The sequence below is a fragment of the Pseudoalteromonas sp. SCSIO 43210 genome (genome assembly GCF_054133285.1).
On the sequence record NZ_CP087225.1, the window covers coordinates 3,401,602 to 3,415,259 of the forward strand.

The following is a 13,658-nucleotide window of genomic DNA, read 5'->3' on the forward strand; positions in this document are numbered from 1 at the left end:
CAAAGTGTCTGCGTTATCCACTTAATATGGGGTGAGGTGTTAGAACTTCAAGGGAAAAATTTAAAAAAGGTGAAACGAAAACAAAGAACCATAAATTTATTTAAAACGAGTGCGGGCAATTAATATGAATTTTCTCGCCGCTGACGGGGTGCTCAAAATATAAATCGCTTGCATGTAATTGTAAGCGCCCAGCCATATTTTCACTTTGCGCACTTTTATATAAATCGCAACCTAAAATAGGGTGGCCTATAAACTGGCTGTGTATTCTCAATTGATGAGTACGCCCAGTAACTGGCGTAAATTGCACTAAGGTTCTGTATGGTTGTTTTAGCCGTTCCAGTACTTTATATTCACTGACTGCGGTTTTGCCAGTCGATTGGCAAATTTTAACTCGCGGAAAAAGCAGCTTATCTTTTGCTATTGGTGCAGTAATTTCCCCCTCACTAACAGCCAAGCACCCTTCAAGCATTGCTACATAACGCTTTTGAATAGTACGTGCCTGAAACTGTTTATTAAGATGCTTTGACGCAATCGCGTTTAATCCAACAATCATAATGCCCGATGTACCCAAATCTAGCCGATGCGGTAACTTAGCCTCAGCAAAAGCGGCTGTTAACCCTTTTTGACCATGTACTAAACGGTAATGCACTGAATCCCAATTAAGCGTATTTTTGCCCGACAAACTCAATAACCCACTGGGTTTATTGATCAATAAAATATCGTCATCTTGATATAATATTTCAATAAACCCGTCGCACTTAGGCGCTACAAAATCATCAACAATAATATGTGGCTCTGAAGGTGTATGCGATGTTGAGTTATCTATTAAATTAATCATTAAATTAATCAACACCTTTAGAGTGAAGCGCTTTCAAAGCTAAAACATGCTCACGTAAATCGTCTGCTACTACTTTGTCAGCTGCAATCGGGCCACCCACTGCAACCGACACCAAAGACCATTTTAATCGCGGTAATTGCCACTTAGCTTTACGGCTAAACATACTCCCCCACAAGCCCCCTAAATGCACAGGAATAACGGGCACAGGTGAGCGTTCAATAATGCGCTCGATTCCACGGCGAAAGATATCCACTGAGCCGTCACTGGTTAGTTTTCCTTCAGGGAAAATACCAACAAGTTCACCTTTATTAAGCGCAGCACCCACTTCATCAAACGCTTTTTTAAACGCTTCAGGATTGGTTTTTTCACTATCAATGGGAATAGCTTTAGCCATTTTAAATAACCAATGCAGAGCTGACGAATAATAAATAGGGGCAAATACCATAAATCGAATAGGCCTTGGTGAGGCGGCTAAAATAAACATCCAATCAACAAAACTCACGTGGTTGCACACAATAACAGCAGCGCCTTCATCAGGTATATTACTTTCACCTTTAGTACGCACTCTGTACATACAAATGGCCAAAATATAAATAACAAAGCGTAAAAAGAATTCAGGTACTTTAGTATAAATATAAGCAGAAATAAGTAAATTTAGCCCCGCAAGTAGCAATAATAGCTCTGAAATACTCCACTGAAAAACAGACAGCGTTACAATACTTAAAACAGCACTACCGACCATAAACAAGGCATTTAATACATTGTTAGCCGCTATAACTCGTGATCGACTCGCTTCTTCAGTCCGTTGTTGAATAAGCGCATATAGCGGTACAGTGTAAAAACCGGCGCCAATGCCTATGCCTGCCATCCATATGAAATGCCACATCATATCGCCTGTTTTCAATACCTGTTCGAGTGTTAATAATTCAGTATTTTGAGGTTTATAGGTACTAATAGCGGGCTCTTGGCTCAGTAAATATAAAAACAAGGTAATTAAAATAGCGCCAAAGGGCACAATGCCTAGCTCAATACGAGAGCGAGATAACTTTTCACACAGTAATGAACCAATAGCAATACTCAATGAAAACACAACCAGTGCACTGGTTACCACCAATTCATCGCCGCCCATTACATGTTTTACATAATTTGGTAGGGACGTTAAAACGATGGCGCCAATTAACCAAAACCAGCTGATCCCAAGCACTGACTTACCAACCGATTCTGTTTGCGAATTAAGTGCTGTAAATACGTTTTTTGTGGATGAAAATATATTATAGGTAAATTTTAAGTTTGGCTCGTTCGCCTCACTAACGGGTATAAAGCGACTGCTTACGTAACCCATAACGGCCAGTACTAATACTGCTATACTTATAAGCGTAGGACCTACCGATTGAGTAATATAGTAAGTGCCAAAAATTGTACCAATCAGTATTGCTACAAACGTGCCCGATTCAACCAAGGCATTCGCTTTTGTTAATTCGCTAGGTGCTACGTGCTGGGGTAAAATAGAGTATTTTAATGGCCCAAAAAACGTACTTTGTACACCCATTAAAAATACGGTGGCTAACATTAACCACACATACTGAGTTAAAATAGAGACTGCCCCTACAACCATAATAGGGATTTCAAATAGTTTTACGATTCTGATAAGTTTGGATTTTTCTGTTTTTTCAGCAAGCTGCCCCGCCATCCCTGAAAATAAAAAGAACGGAAGAATAAATAATCCCGCAGCAATATTAGAATAAAGTGCGCCATCTGCAAGCGTTGCAGCCTGAAATATCAATAGAATAAGCACTGATTGCTTATACACGTTATCGTTTATTGCTGAGAAAAACTGCGTAATAAAAAGCGGTAAAAAACGCTTACTACCCAGTAATGTACCTTGGTAGGGTTGATTATCTTTCATTGTATTCCTTACGAATTAGAGACATAGCCCAAAAATATATTATACCAATTCGTTTAATTAAATGATCTACTTTTAGGGCGGAAAAACGTGTTGATAGCTAGGCAAAAATTCGCTATTTAGTTGCTCTAACTGAGAACTTTTTAACGCAGGTAGCGACACGTTTAGCCCAGCAAAATGATTAAGTATTATTGCGGATTGGTATTAGACTGCTTCTAAGCTTACCTTAAAAACAAAAAGCCTACATAAGTTAATCATGTAGGCTTTTACAATATGTTTTCAAATAGTGACTTTAAGTTAGTCTTGAGTAACAGCGCGTCTGCCACTAAAGGCATGCATCAGCGTTCTACCATCAACCAAATCAAGCTCGCCCCCCACAGGAATACCGTGAGCAATACGCGAGGCATCTACTTTATATTTATGACAAAGCTGCGCAATATAATGAGCAGTAGTTTCACCTTCAACGGTAGGGTTGGTCGCTAAAATAACCTCATTAATACCGCCTTGAGCAAGTTTTTGCTCTAAAACGTCTAAGCCAATTTCTTTAGGGCCGATACCGTCAATTGGCGATAAATGACCCATTAAAACAAAATATAACCCTAAGTACTGGCCTGTTTGCTCTATAGCGAGTACATCAGTAGGCGATTCAACAACACATAATATGCCGCTGTCTTGGCGCTTTGTACTTAAACAAATATCACATTGCGTTTGTTCGCAAAAGGTGCGACAAGACTGGCAATGCCCTATGGCGGTCATTGCTTTAGTCAATGCATTGCCCAGCTGAGTGCCTCCCTTTCGGTCGCGCTCTAATAAATGAAAGGCAATACGTTGCGCTGACTTTGGACCAATGCCCGGTTGACAGCGCAGTGCTTCTATAAGCTGATTTAAACTATCTGAAAGTTGCATTATTTACTTAAAACGGCATTTTCATACCTGGTGGTAATTGCATACCGCCAGTTACTTTACCCATGCGCTCTTGTGTTTCTTCTGCAACACGGCGTACAGCATCGTTACATGCTGCTGCAAGTAAGTCTTCAATCATGTCTTTGTCGTCTTCCATTAAGCTCTCATCAAGCTGAACACGACGTACATTGTGGTTACCAAGCATAGTTACTTTAACTAAACCTGCACCGGCTTCACCAACAACTTCAAGAGTTGCGATTTCGTCTTGGGCTTTTTGCATGCGATCTTGCATTTGCTGCGCTTGCTTCATCATGTTGCCCATTCCACCTTTAAACATAACTTTCTCTCTTTCTTTTAATACATTAATTAACATGAACATAAGGGCGATTGTAAGTAATTACAATGCCTGAATACTGTTTTCGTCAATTTCGGCGCTAAATACTTGCTGAAATTGTACTATGTTTTCATCCGATGTGATCACATCGATTGCTTGTTGATGACGACCTGCATCAATTTTTTGCTGAATAAGATAAGGAGAGTCAATAACTCCCTTAGCAAAATTAATACTTAACGACACGTTATGCTCATAAATACTCGACAATGCGGCATCTAACCTTTGGCGAAGCATCGGTGTATCTAAATGCTTTTGAGATTCATCAACATCTATATGTAAACTGTTGCCTTGCTTGGTAAATATTGAATGCAACGCAAATTGGCGCATACGACCGCCCAGTCCCATACGTTTAATTAAATAAGCCCACTCATCTTGTTGGTGTGCAAACCTAATTTCACTAATTGGACTTTGAAAATCATCAGGCACGGGAATGCTAATTTCCTCGGGCGCTGCTTCAGGTACTTTTTGAGGGTTTATTTGCTCAAGCAGCTCTGGCGCTAGATTTTCAGTAATTGTTTGGTGCTTTGCTTTAAAATCTATTTTTTCAGGTTTGTCAAAACCTTGATTATTAGCCGGTGTTTGGCTCCCCGTTACTGGGAGCGGTGGCTTTTTTTCACTTTCACCTACTGTATCAGTAGCCCAAGGCGGGTTGTCTGACTGTGTAGGTACTGACTTATGGTTTTGTGATACAGCGCTATTTGGCCGCTCAGCTGACTGAGCCACTGTATTTTCATTTTTTGGCACTGCACCGACATTATGAGTACGGCTAATAACAGTACTGTTAGATACGTTTGATGAACTAGCCTTTGCCGTATTTAAGTTTGTCCCAGAAAGCTTTCCTGAGCCTGATATATTACGATCACGCAATATGCGCGCAATAGCCGATTGCGCTTTTGCCTCGCGTTCAACTATCGAAGCATTTTCATCGTGTTGTTGCTGGTTTTGCAAGTCTGATTGCGGGTCAAAACTATTTTTTTCAATACTTGTTGAGTGTTCCGGCAAATGATTTTGCTGATTAGCACTTATATCCTTTTGTGGATTAAACCCCTGATCAACAGCGCTACTCATCACATCATCAAACTGCGCGGCCAATGTTTGCTCTACATCACTGTGTTGCATGTAAGCTTCATCTTCACTTTGATGCTGTGTTTGAGCATCCGAAACAACATTGGTTTGCGGTGGCTCATTAGCTGAAGCCTGTTGCTTTGAAGCGTTTTCACTTTGTTGAACTGGTTGAACTACTGCAACTTGGGCTGGCTCATTATTACTTTGCACGACGTCATTATTTGATGTCTGAGCGGCAGCATTAGGTAAAGGCTCTATCTCAACGGCTCTAGGCTGTTCTGTATTGCTAACTGGCTTAGTATTATTTACTGGAGCACTGCTTTGGCTAGCTACGGTGTCTTGCGATGTTTTGTTTTTATTTAATATATCTCGCAGTGCATTTGCTCGGCCTTGTTTATTTTGGACGGGCTCTTCGTTGGCTGTGTGTACAACTTGTTGGGCATCTGTAGGCTTAAATGCTAATAATCTTAGCATAAGCATTTCAAAACCTAATCTAGGCTCTGGTGCCCATTGTAAATCTTTTTTACCGTTTAAAAGTAACTGGTAATAAATTTGTATTTGTTGCGGACTCGTATGCTGTGCAACGTGCGTTATGTAATCAGCGTTCGTTTCATCAAGCCCTGCTGCCTGTGGTACTAATTGAGTCAGTTGAGTTAAATGTGTTAACGCAATTAAATCATCAAGTAAGGCAATATAGTTTGGGTTTCTGCTCGCAACGTGTGCTATTTCGCTCATTAAAGCTGTGCCATCTTGGGCAAGTAGTGCAGCTAATAGGCTTTGGCTATAATGTGTATCCATCAAACCAAGCATTGTTTGTACTGCTTGATTATTAATATCACCATTTGTTTGTGCTATAGCTTGATCGGTTAAGCTCAGTGCGTCACGCATACTGCCGTCAGCGGCTTTTGCAATAATACTAAGTGCATCATTGTCATAGCTGAGCTGTTCTTGAGTAAGTACGTGCTCAAGCTGTGCTTTAATTTCACTTTGCGACAAGGCATTTAAGTTAAATTGTAAACAACGAGATAAAATAGTAACTGGTAACTTTTGTGGATCGGTCGTCGCTAATAAAAATTTCACATGCTCTGGTGGTTCTTCAAGCGTTTTTAAAAGTGCATTAAAACTGTGCTTTGAGAGCATATGAACTTCATCGATTAGATATACTTTATAACGTCCACGCGTTGGCGCATATTGAACGTTATCGAGTATTTCGCGGGTGTCCTCTACTTTAGTTCGAGAAGCCGCATCTATTTCGAGTAAGTCAATATAGCGTCCTGCTTCTATATCTAAACAGCTGCTACATTGACCACACGGATTTGCAGATATACCTTCGTCGCAATTTAAGCTTTTAGCAAAAATACGCGCAATGGTCGTTTTACCCACACCGCGGGTTCCAGTGAATAAATAAGCGTGATGCAGTCTATTTTGTGTAAGCGCATTTACAAGCGCTTGCTTAACATGAGACTGCCCAACCAATTCATGAAAGGTTTGAGGACGCCATTTTCTCGCTAGAACCTGATAACTCATCGATTACTCGCCTTCAAATTCAACCAATTTTAGGATTTTAATACCCATTTTCTTGATGCGCTGCTCGCCACCTAGTTCTGGTAATGACACAACAAATGCTGCATCTGTAGCTTCGCCACCTAGTTTATGAACTAATTTAGCAGTGGCTTCAATTGTACCGCCAGTAGCTAATAAATCATCCACTAACAATACTTTATCGCCAGGTACAATTGCATCTACATGCAGCTCTAATGTATCTTCACCGTATTCTAGCAAGTAATCTTGACGAATAACTTCGCGCGGCAACTTACCTGGTTTACGTACTGGAATAAAGGGAATGCCTAACGCGTAAGATAACGGCGCACCAAAAATAAAGCCACGCGATTCTGTGCCAATTATTTTAGTAAAACCTTGATCTTTATATTCAGCGATAAAAGCGTCAATTGTGGCTTTAAAGGCTTCTGGATTTGCCATTAAAGTAGTTACATCGCGAAACATAATGCCCGCTTTTGGATAATCAGCAATTGTAGTGATGCTGTTTTTGATAATTGCTGGTGTTACTTGAGTCATAATTTTAACTGCTCAATTATTTATATTACAAAGCAGGTGATTATAACCTTAACTGACCTTTAAATGCGAGTTTGACGTTATTATAGTTTAAGCGGGGTAATTAAAAATAAAGAGGTTCAAGGCTGAAGTAAACAACAGCCTTAATAAACGCTATGCATTTTAGGTTAAGCTAGTGATCCAACCTAAAATTGCATTTAAACAACCAATTCCTGCAAATATAGCTAAAAATGCAAGAAAGTAAGTAGCGTTGAACGGATCTTTAAAGTCTTTATCATCTGACATTGGTACAACCTTTTATTAAGCACGGCAAATAAGGCTGTCATAATAGACGATGTAAAATTATCAATAAAGACCTTAATCTTGATTTTTTGTCACAATGACACCGCGTTCAACCATTGCATTAAGGGTAACCAACGCACCTTGAGCAATTTGCTCTGCATTAAATTGTGGAGCGTGAGCTAATACCTGTTGGCAAACGTTGTCAAATGTCGCACCTTCACTTACCTCTATGATTGACAATAGCAAAGCTGTCATCGCATTTGTTGCTAAAAACTGCACATCATCATTTTCGTCTCTATATACAACAAAGTAATTAGGCTGAGTTGATGGCTCTTTAGGTATAAACTCTGTGCTGATATTTTGAACCGGAAATTGATAACTTAAATTTCTTGCAGCGTTAGATAAATACAAAGCAGAACTAGTGAGTGCTGTTGTTTGTAATTTTTGCGCTTGCTCATCTTCATGTGCAATCGATACATCTAGCTCTACCCATTCGTAATGAGCAAGCTCTAGCATAAACACGGGGTCGTGTTTTTTCATTTTATAATCACTTGATAAGTAATTAATAAACTCCCCTGCTATATCTAAAAAGTACGGCGAATGACAATCATATTCGCTAAAGAACTGACGTACGAGGGAATGCCATTGTTTGTCTGTGTATAAGGTTTTTAACACCGGAAAACCTGATGATACAAAACCTTCAATATTATTAAAAAATAGATCGCGATAAATGGCCATACGTCTATCTTCAATACCGCTGGGCCGTTTATTTTTTTTAGGCTCGCGAATATGCGCCATAAATTCGTTTTGTATTTCAATAAAGCTCATCACTAGGCACTCTTTTAATGTTTATAAAGGCTTATATTAAGCTCGTTGTTTTGAAACACTTGAATTAAGGTATTTAGCTTGCAGCCCATGAATTATATCCAACTCTTTGGTTAACACATTCATAGTAGGGATATTAAAGTCACGCTCAAGCAAAGTTGGAAACACACCATGTACTTCGTACGCCTTATCAAGTAGCTTCCACACAGGATCAATGACATCTGCGCCATGTGTATCAACTATTAAGTCATCAGCCTCATTGTAGTGCCCTGCAACGTGTCCATAAGCAATACGCTCAGAAGGTAACCCTGTTAAAAATGCTTGCGCGTTATAGGCATGATTTATCGAATTAACGTAAATGTTATTCACATCGAGTAAAAGCTTGCAGTCAGCTTGCTCTAAAATAGTATTCGTAAATTCAAGCTCTGATAATTGCTGCCCAGGAGCACCATAATAAGAAACATTTTCTATCGCAATTTGTTGCTCAAGTATATCTTGAACTTGCTTAATACGTGGTACAACGTGTGCTATCGCATCTTGAGTAAACGGAATAGGCATTAAGTCATACATATGGCCCGCGCCAGAGCAGTAACTTAAGTGCTCACTAAAAAATTTTATATTGTGCTCTTTAAAAAAAACTTTTAAAGATTTAACAAATTCAACATCCAGTGGCTCGGGCGAGCCGATAGAAAGTGACAATCCATGGCACACAAAATTATTTGCATCTGTTAATGTTTTAAACTGTTTCTTAAAGCGCCCACCTAATTTTAGCCAATTCTCTGGTGCAACTTCTAAAAAATCTACTTGATTAGGTACGTGTTCAAGCAGTTCATTAAGCATTTCTCGTCGGAGGCCAAGACCAACCATTCCGAAATCTATACTTTTAGTTTGTGTCATAACTACCTCTAACTTAACAAAAAAGGGCCTTAAGGCCCTTTTAGCATACCTTATTTAAAATAAGATATTAACGGCCACCACATTTACCTTCGCCGCACTTACCTTCTTTTTTACCTTTTGCGTCGCCGCCACATTTACCTTCGCCGCACTTGCCTTCTTTTTTACCTTTTGCATCGCCGCCACATTTACCTTCGCCGCACTTGCCTTCTTTTTTACCTTTGGCATCGCCGCCACATTTGCCTTCGCCGCACTTGCCTTCTTTTTTGCCTTTAGCATCGCCGCCACATTTGCCTTCGCCGCACTTGCCTTCTTTTTTACCTTTGGCATCGCCGCCACATTTACCTTCACCACATTTACCTTCAGCAGCATCTAGTTGATAACCTGTCACTAACTGTTGAAACTCAAATGGGTTAGCTTGTACATCAGCAGATACAAAACTTGCAGAGCCAACAACTACTGCACCTAAAGTTAACGCGATTGTATTTTTTCTAACTGTATTCATTTTATGACTCTCTTTAATCAAGGATTGTAAATCTCAGCAATATAAATGTATTTTTAAATTGCTTGTATGCTTAAGTAGACCCGCACAAAAATAAAAACTTTCAATTATTTTCATAATATTTGCTTTTGCACTTACTTCATTAAATATGGTCGGTAATTACAGATTTATCAATGTAAGATTTACAGGTAAACTATGCGTCCTGTTTTTCTCAGAAATAATCACCTTATGAAACTTGTTTTAGCGCCTATGGAAGGTGTTGTCGATTTTAAAATGCGTCAATTACTCACCGACATCGGTGGGTTCGATTTATGCGTTACCGAGTTTGTAAGAGTGGTTGAAACATGTTTACCCGATAAAGTTTTTCACCGCTATTGCCCTGAATTACATAATAATGGTTTTACGCGAGCAGGAACGCCTGTGCGTATCCAACTACTCGGACAAGAAGCGAACCCTTTAGCAGAAAATGCGATTAGAGCTATAGCATTAGGTTCTCACGGTGTTGATCTTAATTTTGGCTGTCCAGCAAAAACGGTTAACCGTAGTCGAGGCGGGGCTGTGCTGCTTAAAGATCCTGACCACATGTATACGATTATTAAAGCAGTCCGAGACGCTGTAGATGATCAGCATGAAGTTAGTGCAAAAATCCGCTTAGGATTTGATGATGATAGTAACAGCCAAGAAATTGTAGATGCGGTTGTCAGTGCTGGAGCAAATAGCATTGCAATACATGCTCGCACCAAACGTGATGGCTATAATCCGCCTGCTTATTGGGAAAAAATTCCACCAATAATAAAAGATAAAAATATTGCCGTTGTTGCCAATGGTGAAATTTGGCAAGTAGAAGACGCAATGCTTTGCCAAAAACGAAGTGGATGTACTAATTTAATGCTTGGTCGTGGCGCCCTTTCGCACCCTGATTTAGCAAAAAAAATTAAAGCTCATGTAAATAATGAACAATACGATGGACTTGAGTGGGAGCATATTATTTATCACTTAATCCACTCTGCTATTCATCAAGACCCTGCAAAGGATGAAAAATATTTTGCGTCACGTACTAAACAATGGCTTGGTTACCTAAAACGCCAATACCCACAAGCTATCGATTTATTTGATGAAATCAGACGTTTAAAAAGTAAAGAAGATGTGGCAAGCGTATTAAATAAATACGCCAAAGCACCGCAACTTGATTCAAATCATAACAGCTAACTTAAAGCCTATAGATAATATCAGTATAACGTAAAGCCAATTTAATAAGGTTGTACTGATAATGCATCATCAACAAAGACTGAACGATGAAATAGCGCAAGTTAAATTAAATATATTAACTATGCTTTCTAAATCAGCCTACCCTGCACATCACCATTTAATACAAATTTTAGATAATAAAGCCAACAATGAATGGTTAGACTGTGCGGCAGAAAAGTTAGGTCCGGAGTATGCTATTTTAATTAGTCGCATGACTAAATTAGAAGCTGCCGTTAGCCAAATAGAGATTGGCCAATATGGTTACTGTTGTGACTGCGAAGAAAAAATATCAGCAAAGTTACTTGAGCAAGACCCTGCAACTCAACGATGTATAAAGTGCGCACCATAAGCGCACTTTCACATCATTACATCATTTGCTTTATAAAACTAAATGATTGCCCAGGGTAGAGAATTATATCTTCAACTAAATACTGAGCCTCTTCTGGACTCATTTTTAGGCGCTTTACAAGGTTCACCTTTGCTTGAGGCAAAGTCCACGCATGATAGTGAATACCTATATCTGATTCCATCATCGCAAGCATCAATGTTTTATCTTTATCAGACATGTCCATATTGCTCGCCATTGCAGGTAAGTCTTGATAGTTAGCCTGCCAATCCAAGCCTTCTATTAATTTTTCATCAGATAAATACTGAACTAAAAACGATTTCTGGTGAGAAGTTGGCTGTTTACTGTCGAATGCAACACGATCTAATACTTTTATTTTTTCATTTAAAAGAGTAACCCATTCTAATGGTGAATGTACTTCGCCACTAAAGTAATTAAGTTTGCTCTGATACCACTGGGTTCCATTTGGCAGGCCTCTTAGACCAACACTCCCCCTGGGCCTGTAACTAGCTAAATAATCGCTAAAAGCCCTTATATGGCTTTTAAGCGCTGGTTGAACGTCGTTAGTGCCTATCGCACTCAATACATAACTTTGTAACAATGCAAGTTCAACTTTATTCAGTTTTAAATTGCTTTGTTTAGCACTGTCTAACGTTTCTTGGGTTAACTTAAGCCAGGTAATAACATTATCCGGTGTGTTTTTTGTGCCTTCAAAAGCAAGCATGTTCTTTAATACATCTACTTGAGCCGGCCAATTAAAATAGCGCTCAGGAAAACGCTCTGCAATAACCAAGTAATTTACTTGCGCTATTTGATTGAGATTAAGCTCCATGCCCATTAAGTTCTGATAAATAGTATGGCGTTTAGCTAAATATGCATCAGAAAAGACCAATTGCTCTTTAGTAATTTTATCTGTTTTATTAGCGCCTGATAGTACAAGCGCCATGTTTAAAGTTTTTAAACCGACTTGTGCATCTTCAAATGACTCGTAAGGTTGAGGCTGCTTTGAACATGCGACTAAAAATAGACACAGTAGTAATGAAAAAGAGAGCTTTTTATACATAGTAATTCCAATAAAAAAAGCCCCAGAGGGGCTTTTTAAAAGTTGCTTTAGCTAATAAAAATTAAATTTTAACACCGTTGCGAGCGGCTTTATCTTTAATGTATGTAGCCCAACCCTTTGCAAACTTGCGAGTGCGTGGGTCATCCATGGCTTTAGTAATAGCAGCATGAGCTTGCTTGTACTTGCCTTGGTAATAATATGCTTCAGCTAAATCTGAGTAAATAGTGCCCTTTTTATCAGAGCCTAGCTCTAATGCTTTGTTCAAACGAACAACAGCAGCACTAAATTTTTCAGACTGTAAAAGTAATGAACCTGCTTTGCGGTAAAGCTCAGCGTCTTCATCAAATTTAGCAGCTTCTTCATAATACTTAGCAGCTTTAACGAGATCTTTAGAACGATGGTAATTACTAGCAATCGCGCTAACGTTTTGCTTAGTACGTTTAACATTCTTTTCTTTAATAGCCTTCTCAAGCGTAACAGCCGCTTTAAAAGGAATTTCATTTAAAGAATAGAAGTTAGACAATACTTTGTAATCGACTTCAGCTTCAAAAAAACCTTGGTTGAATGCTACTTCCATGGTCGAAAGACCTTTTTTGTAGTTTTCAGTTTGTAGGTAATATTTACCTAAACTAACCCAAGCTTTTTTATCATCAGGCCAAACACGAACAATTTCTTCACCAACTTTGACCATATTATTATAGTCTTTAAGCTCGAAATAAGAGCCTAACTTTAATTGGTAAGGAGCTTTGTTCGGCTCCTTTTGAAGCGAAATTGCTTTGTCTGCTGGACCGAAAACATCACGAAATTGTTTCAACTCGTAGTTAGCTTGCGCAATACGTGTGTAAACTTTCGGATCTTCATCGCCCGTAAAATCAATCCATGCTAAATATGCTTTTTTAGCTTCTTGATACTTTTGAGTACCAATAAGTAAATCGCCTAATAACTTAAGGGATTGTTCCTGATCAGCAAAGTTTAAAACATCTGGCGCAACCGCCTGCTTAGTATATTTAATCGCTTCATCATACTTTTCTACCTGCGCGTACATGCTACCTAAGTAACGATTTACAGTCGCCTTATCAAAGTCATTAGATGGATCAATATCTTTTAGCAGAACAATTGCTTCTTCAACTTTTTCTTCACCGTACAAATCAAACGCTTTAATTACCTTTTTACCAGTACGCTCGCCCATGATTTTAGTTTTTGCTTTCTTACGCTCTTCAATCTTTGCGTAGTCTGGCGCCGCTAAAACAGATGCTGTTAATGTAGCACCTGACACAGACATAAGAATCGCAAGAGCAGTTACTTTAGAAAAATTTCTCATT

Annotated in this window: 14 protein-coding genes; 2 read left to right on the plus strand and 12 right to left on the minus strand. The window is 39.0% G+C overall.

Annotation, left to right across the window (positions count from 1 at the left end):
• Positions 1–100: 100 nt before the first annotated feature.
• The 10 genes from LOS73_RS14570 to LOS73_RS14615 all read right to left on the minus strand — a co-directional run bounded on the left by LOS73_RS14570 (position 101) and on the right by LOS73_RS14615 (position 9,682).
• Positions 101–838 (minus strand): RluA family pseudouridine synthase, encoded by a 738-nt coding sequence (locus tag LOS73_RS14570; RefSeq protein WP_096792841.1) that lies wholly within the window; start codon positions 836–838, stop codon positions 101–103.
• Positions 839–842: 4 nt separating this feature from the next.
• Positions 843–2,744, minus strand: coding sequence for an MFS transporter (locus LOS73_RS14575; protein ID WP_457933901.1), 1,902 nt, complete (start codon positions 2,742–2,744; stop codon positions 843–845).
• 294 nt (positions 2,745–3,038) lie between these two features.
• Positions 3,039–3,647, minus strand: coding sequence for a recombination mediator RecR (gene recR / locus LOS73_RS14580; protein ID WP_007375859.1), 609 nt, complete (start codon positions 3,645–3,647; stop codon positions 3,039–3,041).
• Between the two features lie 7 nt (positions 3,648–3,654).
• Positions 3,655–3,981 carry a YbaB/EbfC family nucleoid-associated protein gene (locus LOS73_RS14585; RefSeq protein WP_002962306.1) on the minus strand — a complete coding sequence of 109 codons (327 nt, stop codon included), beginning with the start codon at positions 3,979–3,981 and terminating at the stop codon, positions 3,655–3,657.
• Positions 3,982–4,041: 60 nt separating this feature from the next.
• Positions 4,042–6,630, minus strand: coding sequence for a DNA polymerase III subunit gamma/tau (gene dnaX, locus LOS73_RS14590; protein WP_033028612.1), 2,589 nt, complete (start codon positions 6,628–6,630; stop codon positions 4,042–4,044).
• A 3-nt stretch (positions 6,631–6,633) separates the two neighbouring features.
• Positions 6,634–7,179, minus strand: a complete 546-nt coding sequence (apt, locus tag LOS73_RS14595) for an adenine phosphoribosyltransferase (protein WP_007375861.1) — start codon at positions 7,177–7,179, stop codon at positions 6,634–6,636.
• 159 nt (positions 7,180–7,338) lie between these two features.
• On the minus strand, positions 7,339–7,461 hold the full coding sequence (locus LOS73_RS14600) for a hypothetical protein (protein ID WP_007375862.1): 123 nt from the start codon (positions 7,459–7,461) through the stop codon (positions 7,339–7,341).
• A 72-nt stretch (positions 7,462–7,533) separates the two neighbouring features.
• The gene (locus LOS73_RS14605) at positions 7,534–8,286 is read right to left on the minus strand and encodes an HvfC family RiPP maturation protein (RefSeq protein WP_007375863.1); all 753 of its coding nucleotides are present in this window, start codon (positions 8,284–8,286) and stop codon (positions 7,534–7,536) included.
• A gap of 36 nt (positions 8,287–8,322) precedes the next feature.
• Complete coding sequence (locus tag LOS73_RS14610; protein ID WP_033028611.1) at positions 8,323–9,180, minus strand: HvfB family MNIO-type RiPP peptide maturase; 858 nt, start codon at positions 9,178–9,180, stop codon at positions 8,323–8,325.
• Between the two features lie 67 nt (positions 9,181–9,247).
• A complete protein-coding gene (locus LOS73_RS14615) occupies positions 9,248–9,682 on the minus strand; it encodes an HvfA family oxazolone/thioamide-modified RiPP metallophore (protein ID WP_007375865.1) in 435 nt (144 codons plus the stop codon).
• 225 nt (positions 9,683–9,907) lie between these two features.
• Here LOS73_RS14615 and LOS73_RS14620 point away from each other — a divergent pair, with 225 nt between their 5' ends.
• Both LOS73_RS14620 and LOS73_RS14625 read left to right on the plus strand, forming a co-directional pair.
• Positions 9,908–10,888, plus strand: coding sequence for a tRNA-dihydrouridine synthase (locus LOS73_RS14620; protein WP_007375866.1), 981 nt, complete (start codon positions 9,908–9,910; stop codon positions 10,886–10,888).
• 61 nt (positions 10,889–10,949) lie between these two features.
• A complete protein-coding gene (locus tag LOS73_RS14625; protein ID WP_007375867.1) occupies positions 10,950–11,276 on the plus strand; it encodes a TraR/DksA family transcriptional regulator in 327 nt (108 codons plus the stop codon).
• 16 nt (positions 11,277–11,292) lie between these two features.
• Here LOS73_RS14625 and LOS73_RS14630 read toward each other — a convergent pair whose 3' ends face one another.
• Both LOS73_RS14630 and LOS73_RS14635 read right to left on the minus strand, forming a co-directional pair.
• Positions 11,293–12,336 (minus strand): hypothetical protein, encoded by a 1,044-nt coding sequence (locus tag LOS73_RS14630; protein WP_457933902.1) that lies wholly within the window; start codon positions 12,334–12,336, stop codon positions 11,293–11,295.
• Between the two features lie 61 nt (positions 12,337–12,397).
• Positions 12,398–13,657: a tetratricopeptide repeat protein gene (locus tag LOS73_RS14635; RefSeq protein WP_007375869.1), complete on the minus strand. Its 1,260-nt coding sequence runs from the start codon at positions 13,655–13,657 to the stop codon at positions 12,398–12,400.
• Between the last annotated feature and the right edge of the window lies 1 nt (position 13,658).

Coding starts and splice junctions, on each gene's coding strand:
- LOS73_RS14570 (WP_096792841.1), bottom strand. CDS start 838: ATGATTAATTTAATAGATAACTCAACATCGCATACACCTTCAGAGCCA.
- LOS73_RS14575 (WP_457933901.1), bottom strand. CDS start 2,744: ATGAAAGATAATCAACCCTACCAAGGTACATTACTGGGTAGTAAGCGT.
- recR (WP_007375859.1), bottom strand. CDS start 3,647: ATGCAACTTTCAGATAGTTTAAATCAGCTTATAGAAGCACTGCGCTGT.
- LOS73_RS14585 (WP_002962306.1), bottom strand. CDS start 3,981: ATGTTTAAAGGTGGAATGGGCAACATGATGAAGCAAGCGCAGCAAATG.
- dnaX (WP_033028612.1), bottom strand. CDS start 6,630: ATGAGTTATCAGGTTCTAGCGAGAAAATGGCGTCCTCAAACCTTTCAT.
- apt (WP_007375861.1), bottom strand. CDS start 7,179: ATGACTCAAGTAACACCAGCAATTATCAAAAACAGCATCACTACAATT.
- LOS73_RS14600 (WP_007375862.1), bottom strand. CDS start 7,461: ATGTCAGATGATAAAGACTTTAAAGATCCGTTCAACGCTACTTACTTT.
- LOS73_RS14605 (WP_007375863.1), bottom strand. CDS start 8,286: ATGAGCTTTATTGAAATACAAAACGAATTTATGGCGCATATTCGCGAG.
- LOS73_RS14610 (WP_033028611.1), bottom strand. CDS start 9,180: ATGACACAAACTAAAAGTATAGATTTCGGAATGGTTGGTCTTGGCCTC.
- LOS73_RS14615 (WP_007375865.1), bottom strand. CDS start 9,682: ATGAATACAGTTAGAAAAAATACAATCGCGTTAACTTTAGGTGCAGTA.
- LOS73_RS14620 (WP_007375866.1), top strand. CDS start 9,908: ATGAAACTTGTTTTAGCGCCTATGGAAGGTGTTGTCGATTTTAAAATG.
- LOS73_RS14625 (WP_007375867.1), top strand. CDS start 10,950: ATGCATCATCAACAAAGACTGAACGATGAAATAGCGCAAGTTAAATTA.
- LOS73_RS14630 (WP_457933902.1), bottom strand. CDS start 12,336: ATGTATAAAAAGCTCTCTTTTTCATTACTACTGTGTCTATTTTTAGTC.
- LOS73_RS14635 (WP_007375869.1), bottom strand. CDS start 13,657: ATGAGAAATTTTTCTAAAGTAACTGCTCTTGCGATTCTTATGTCTGTG.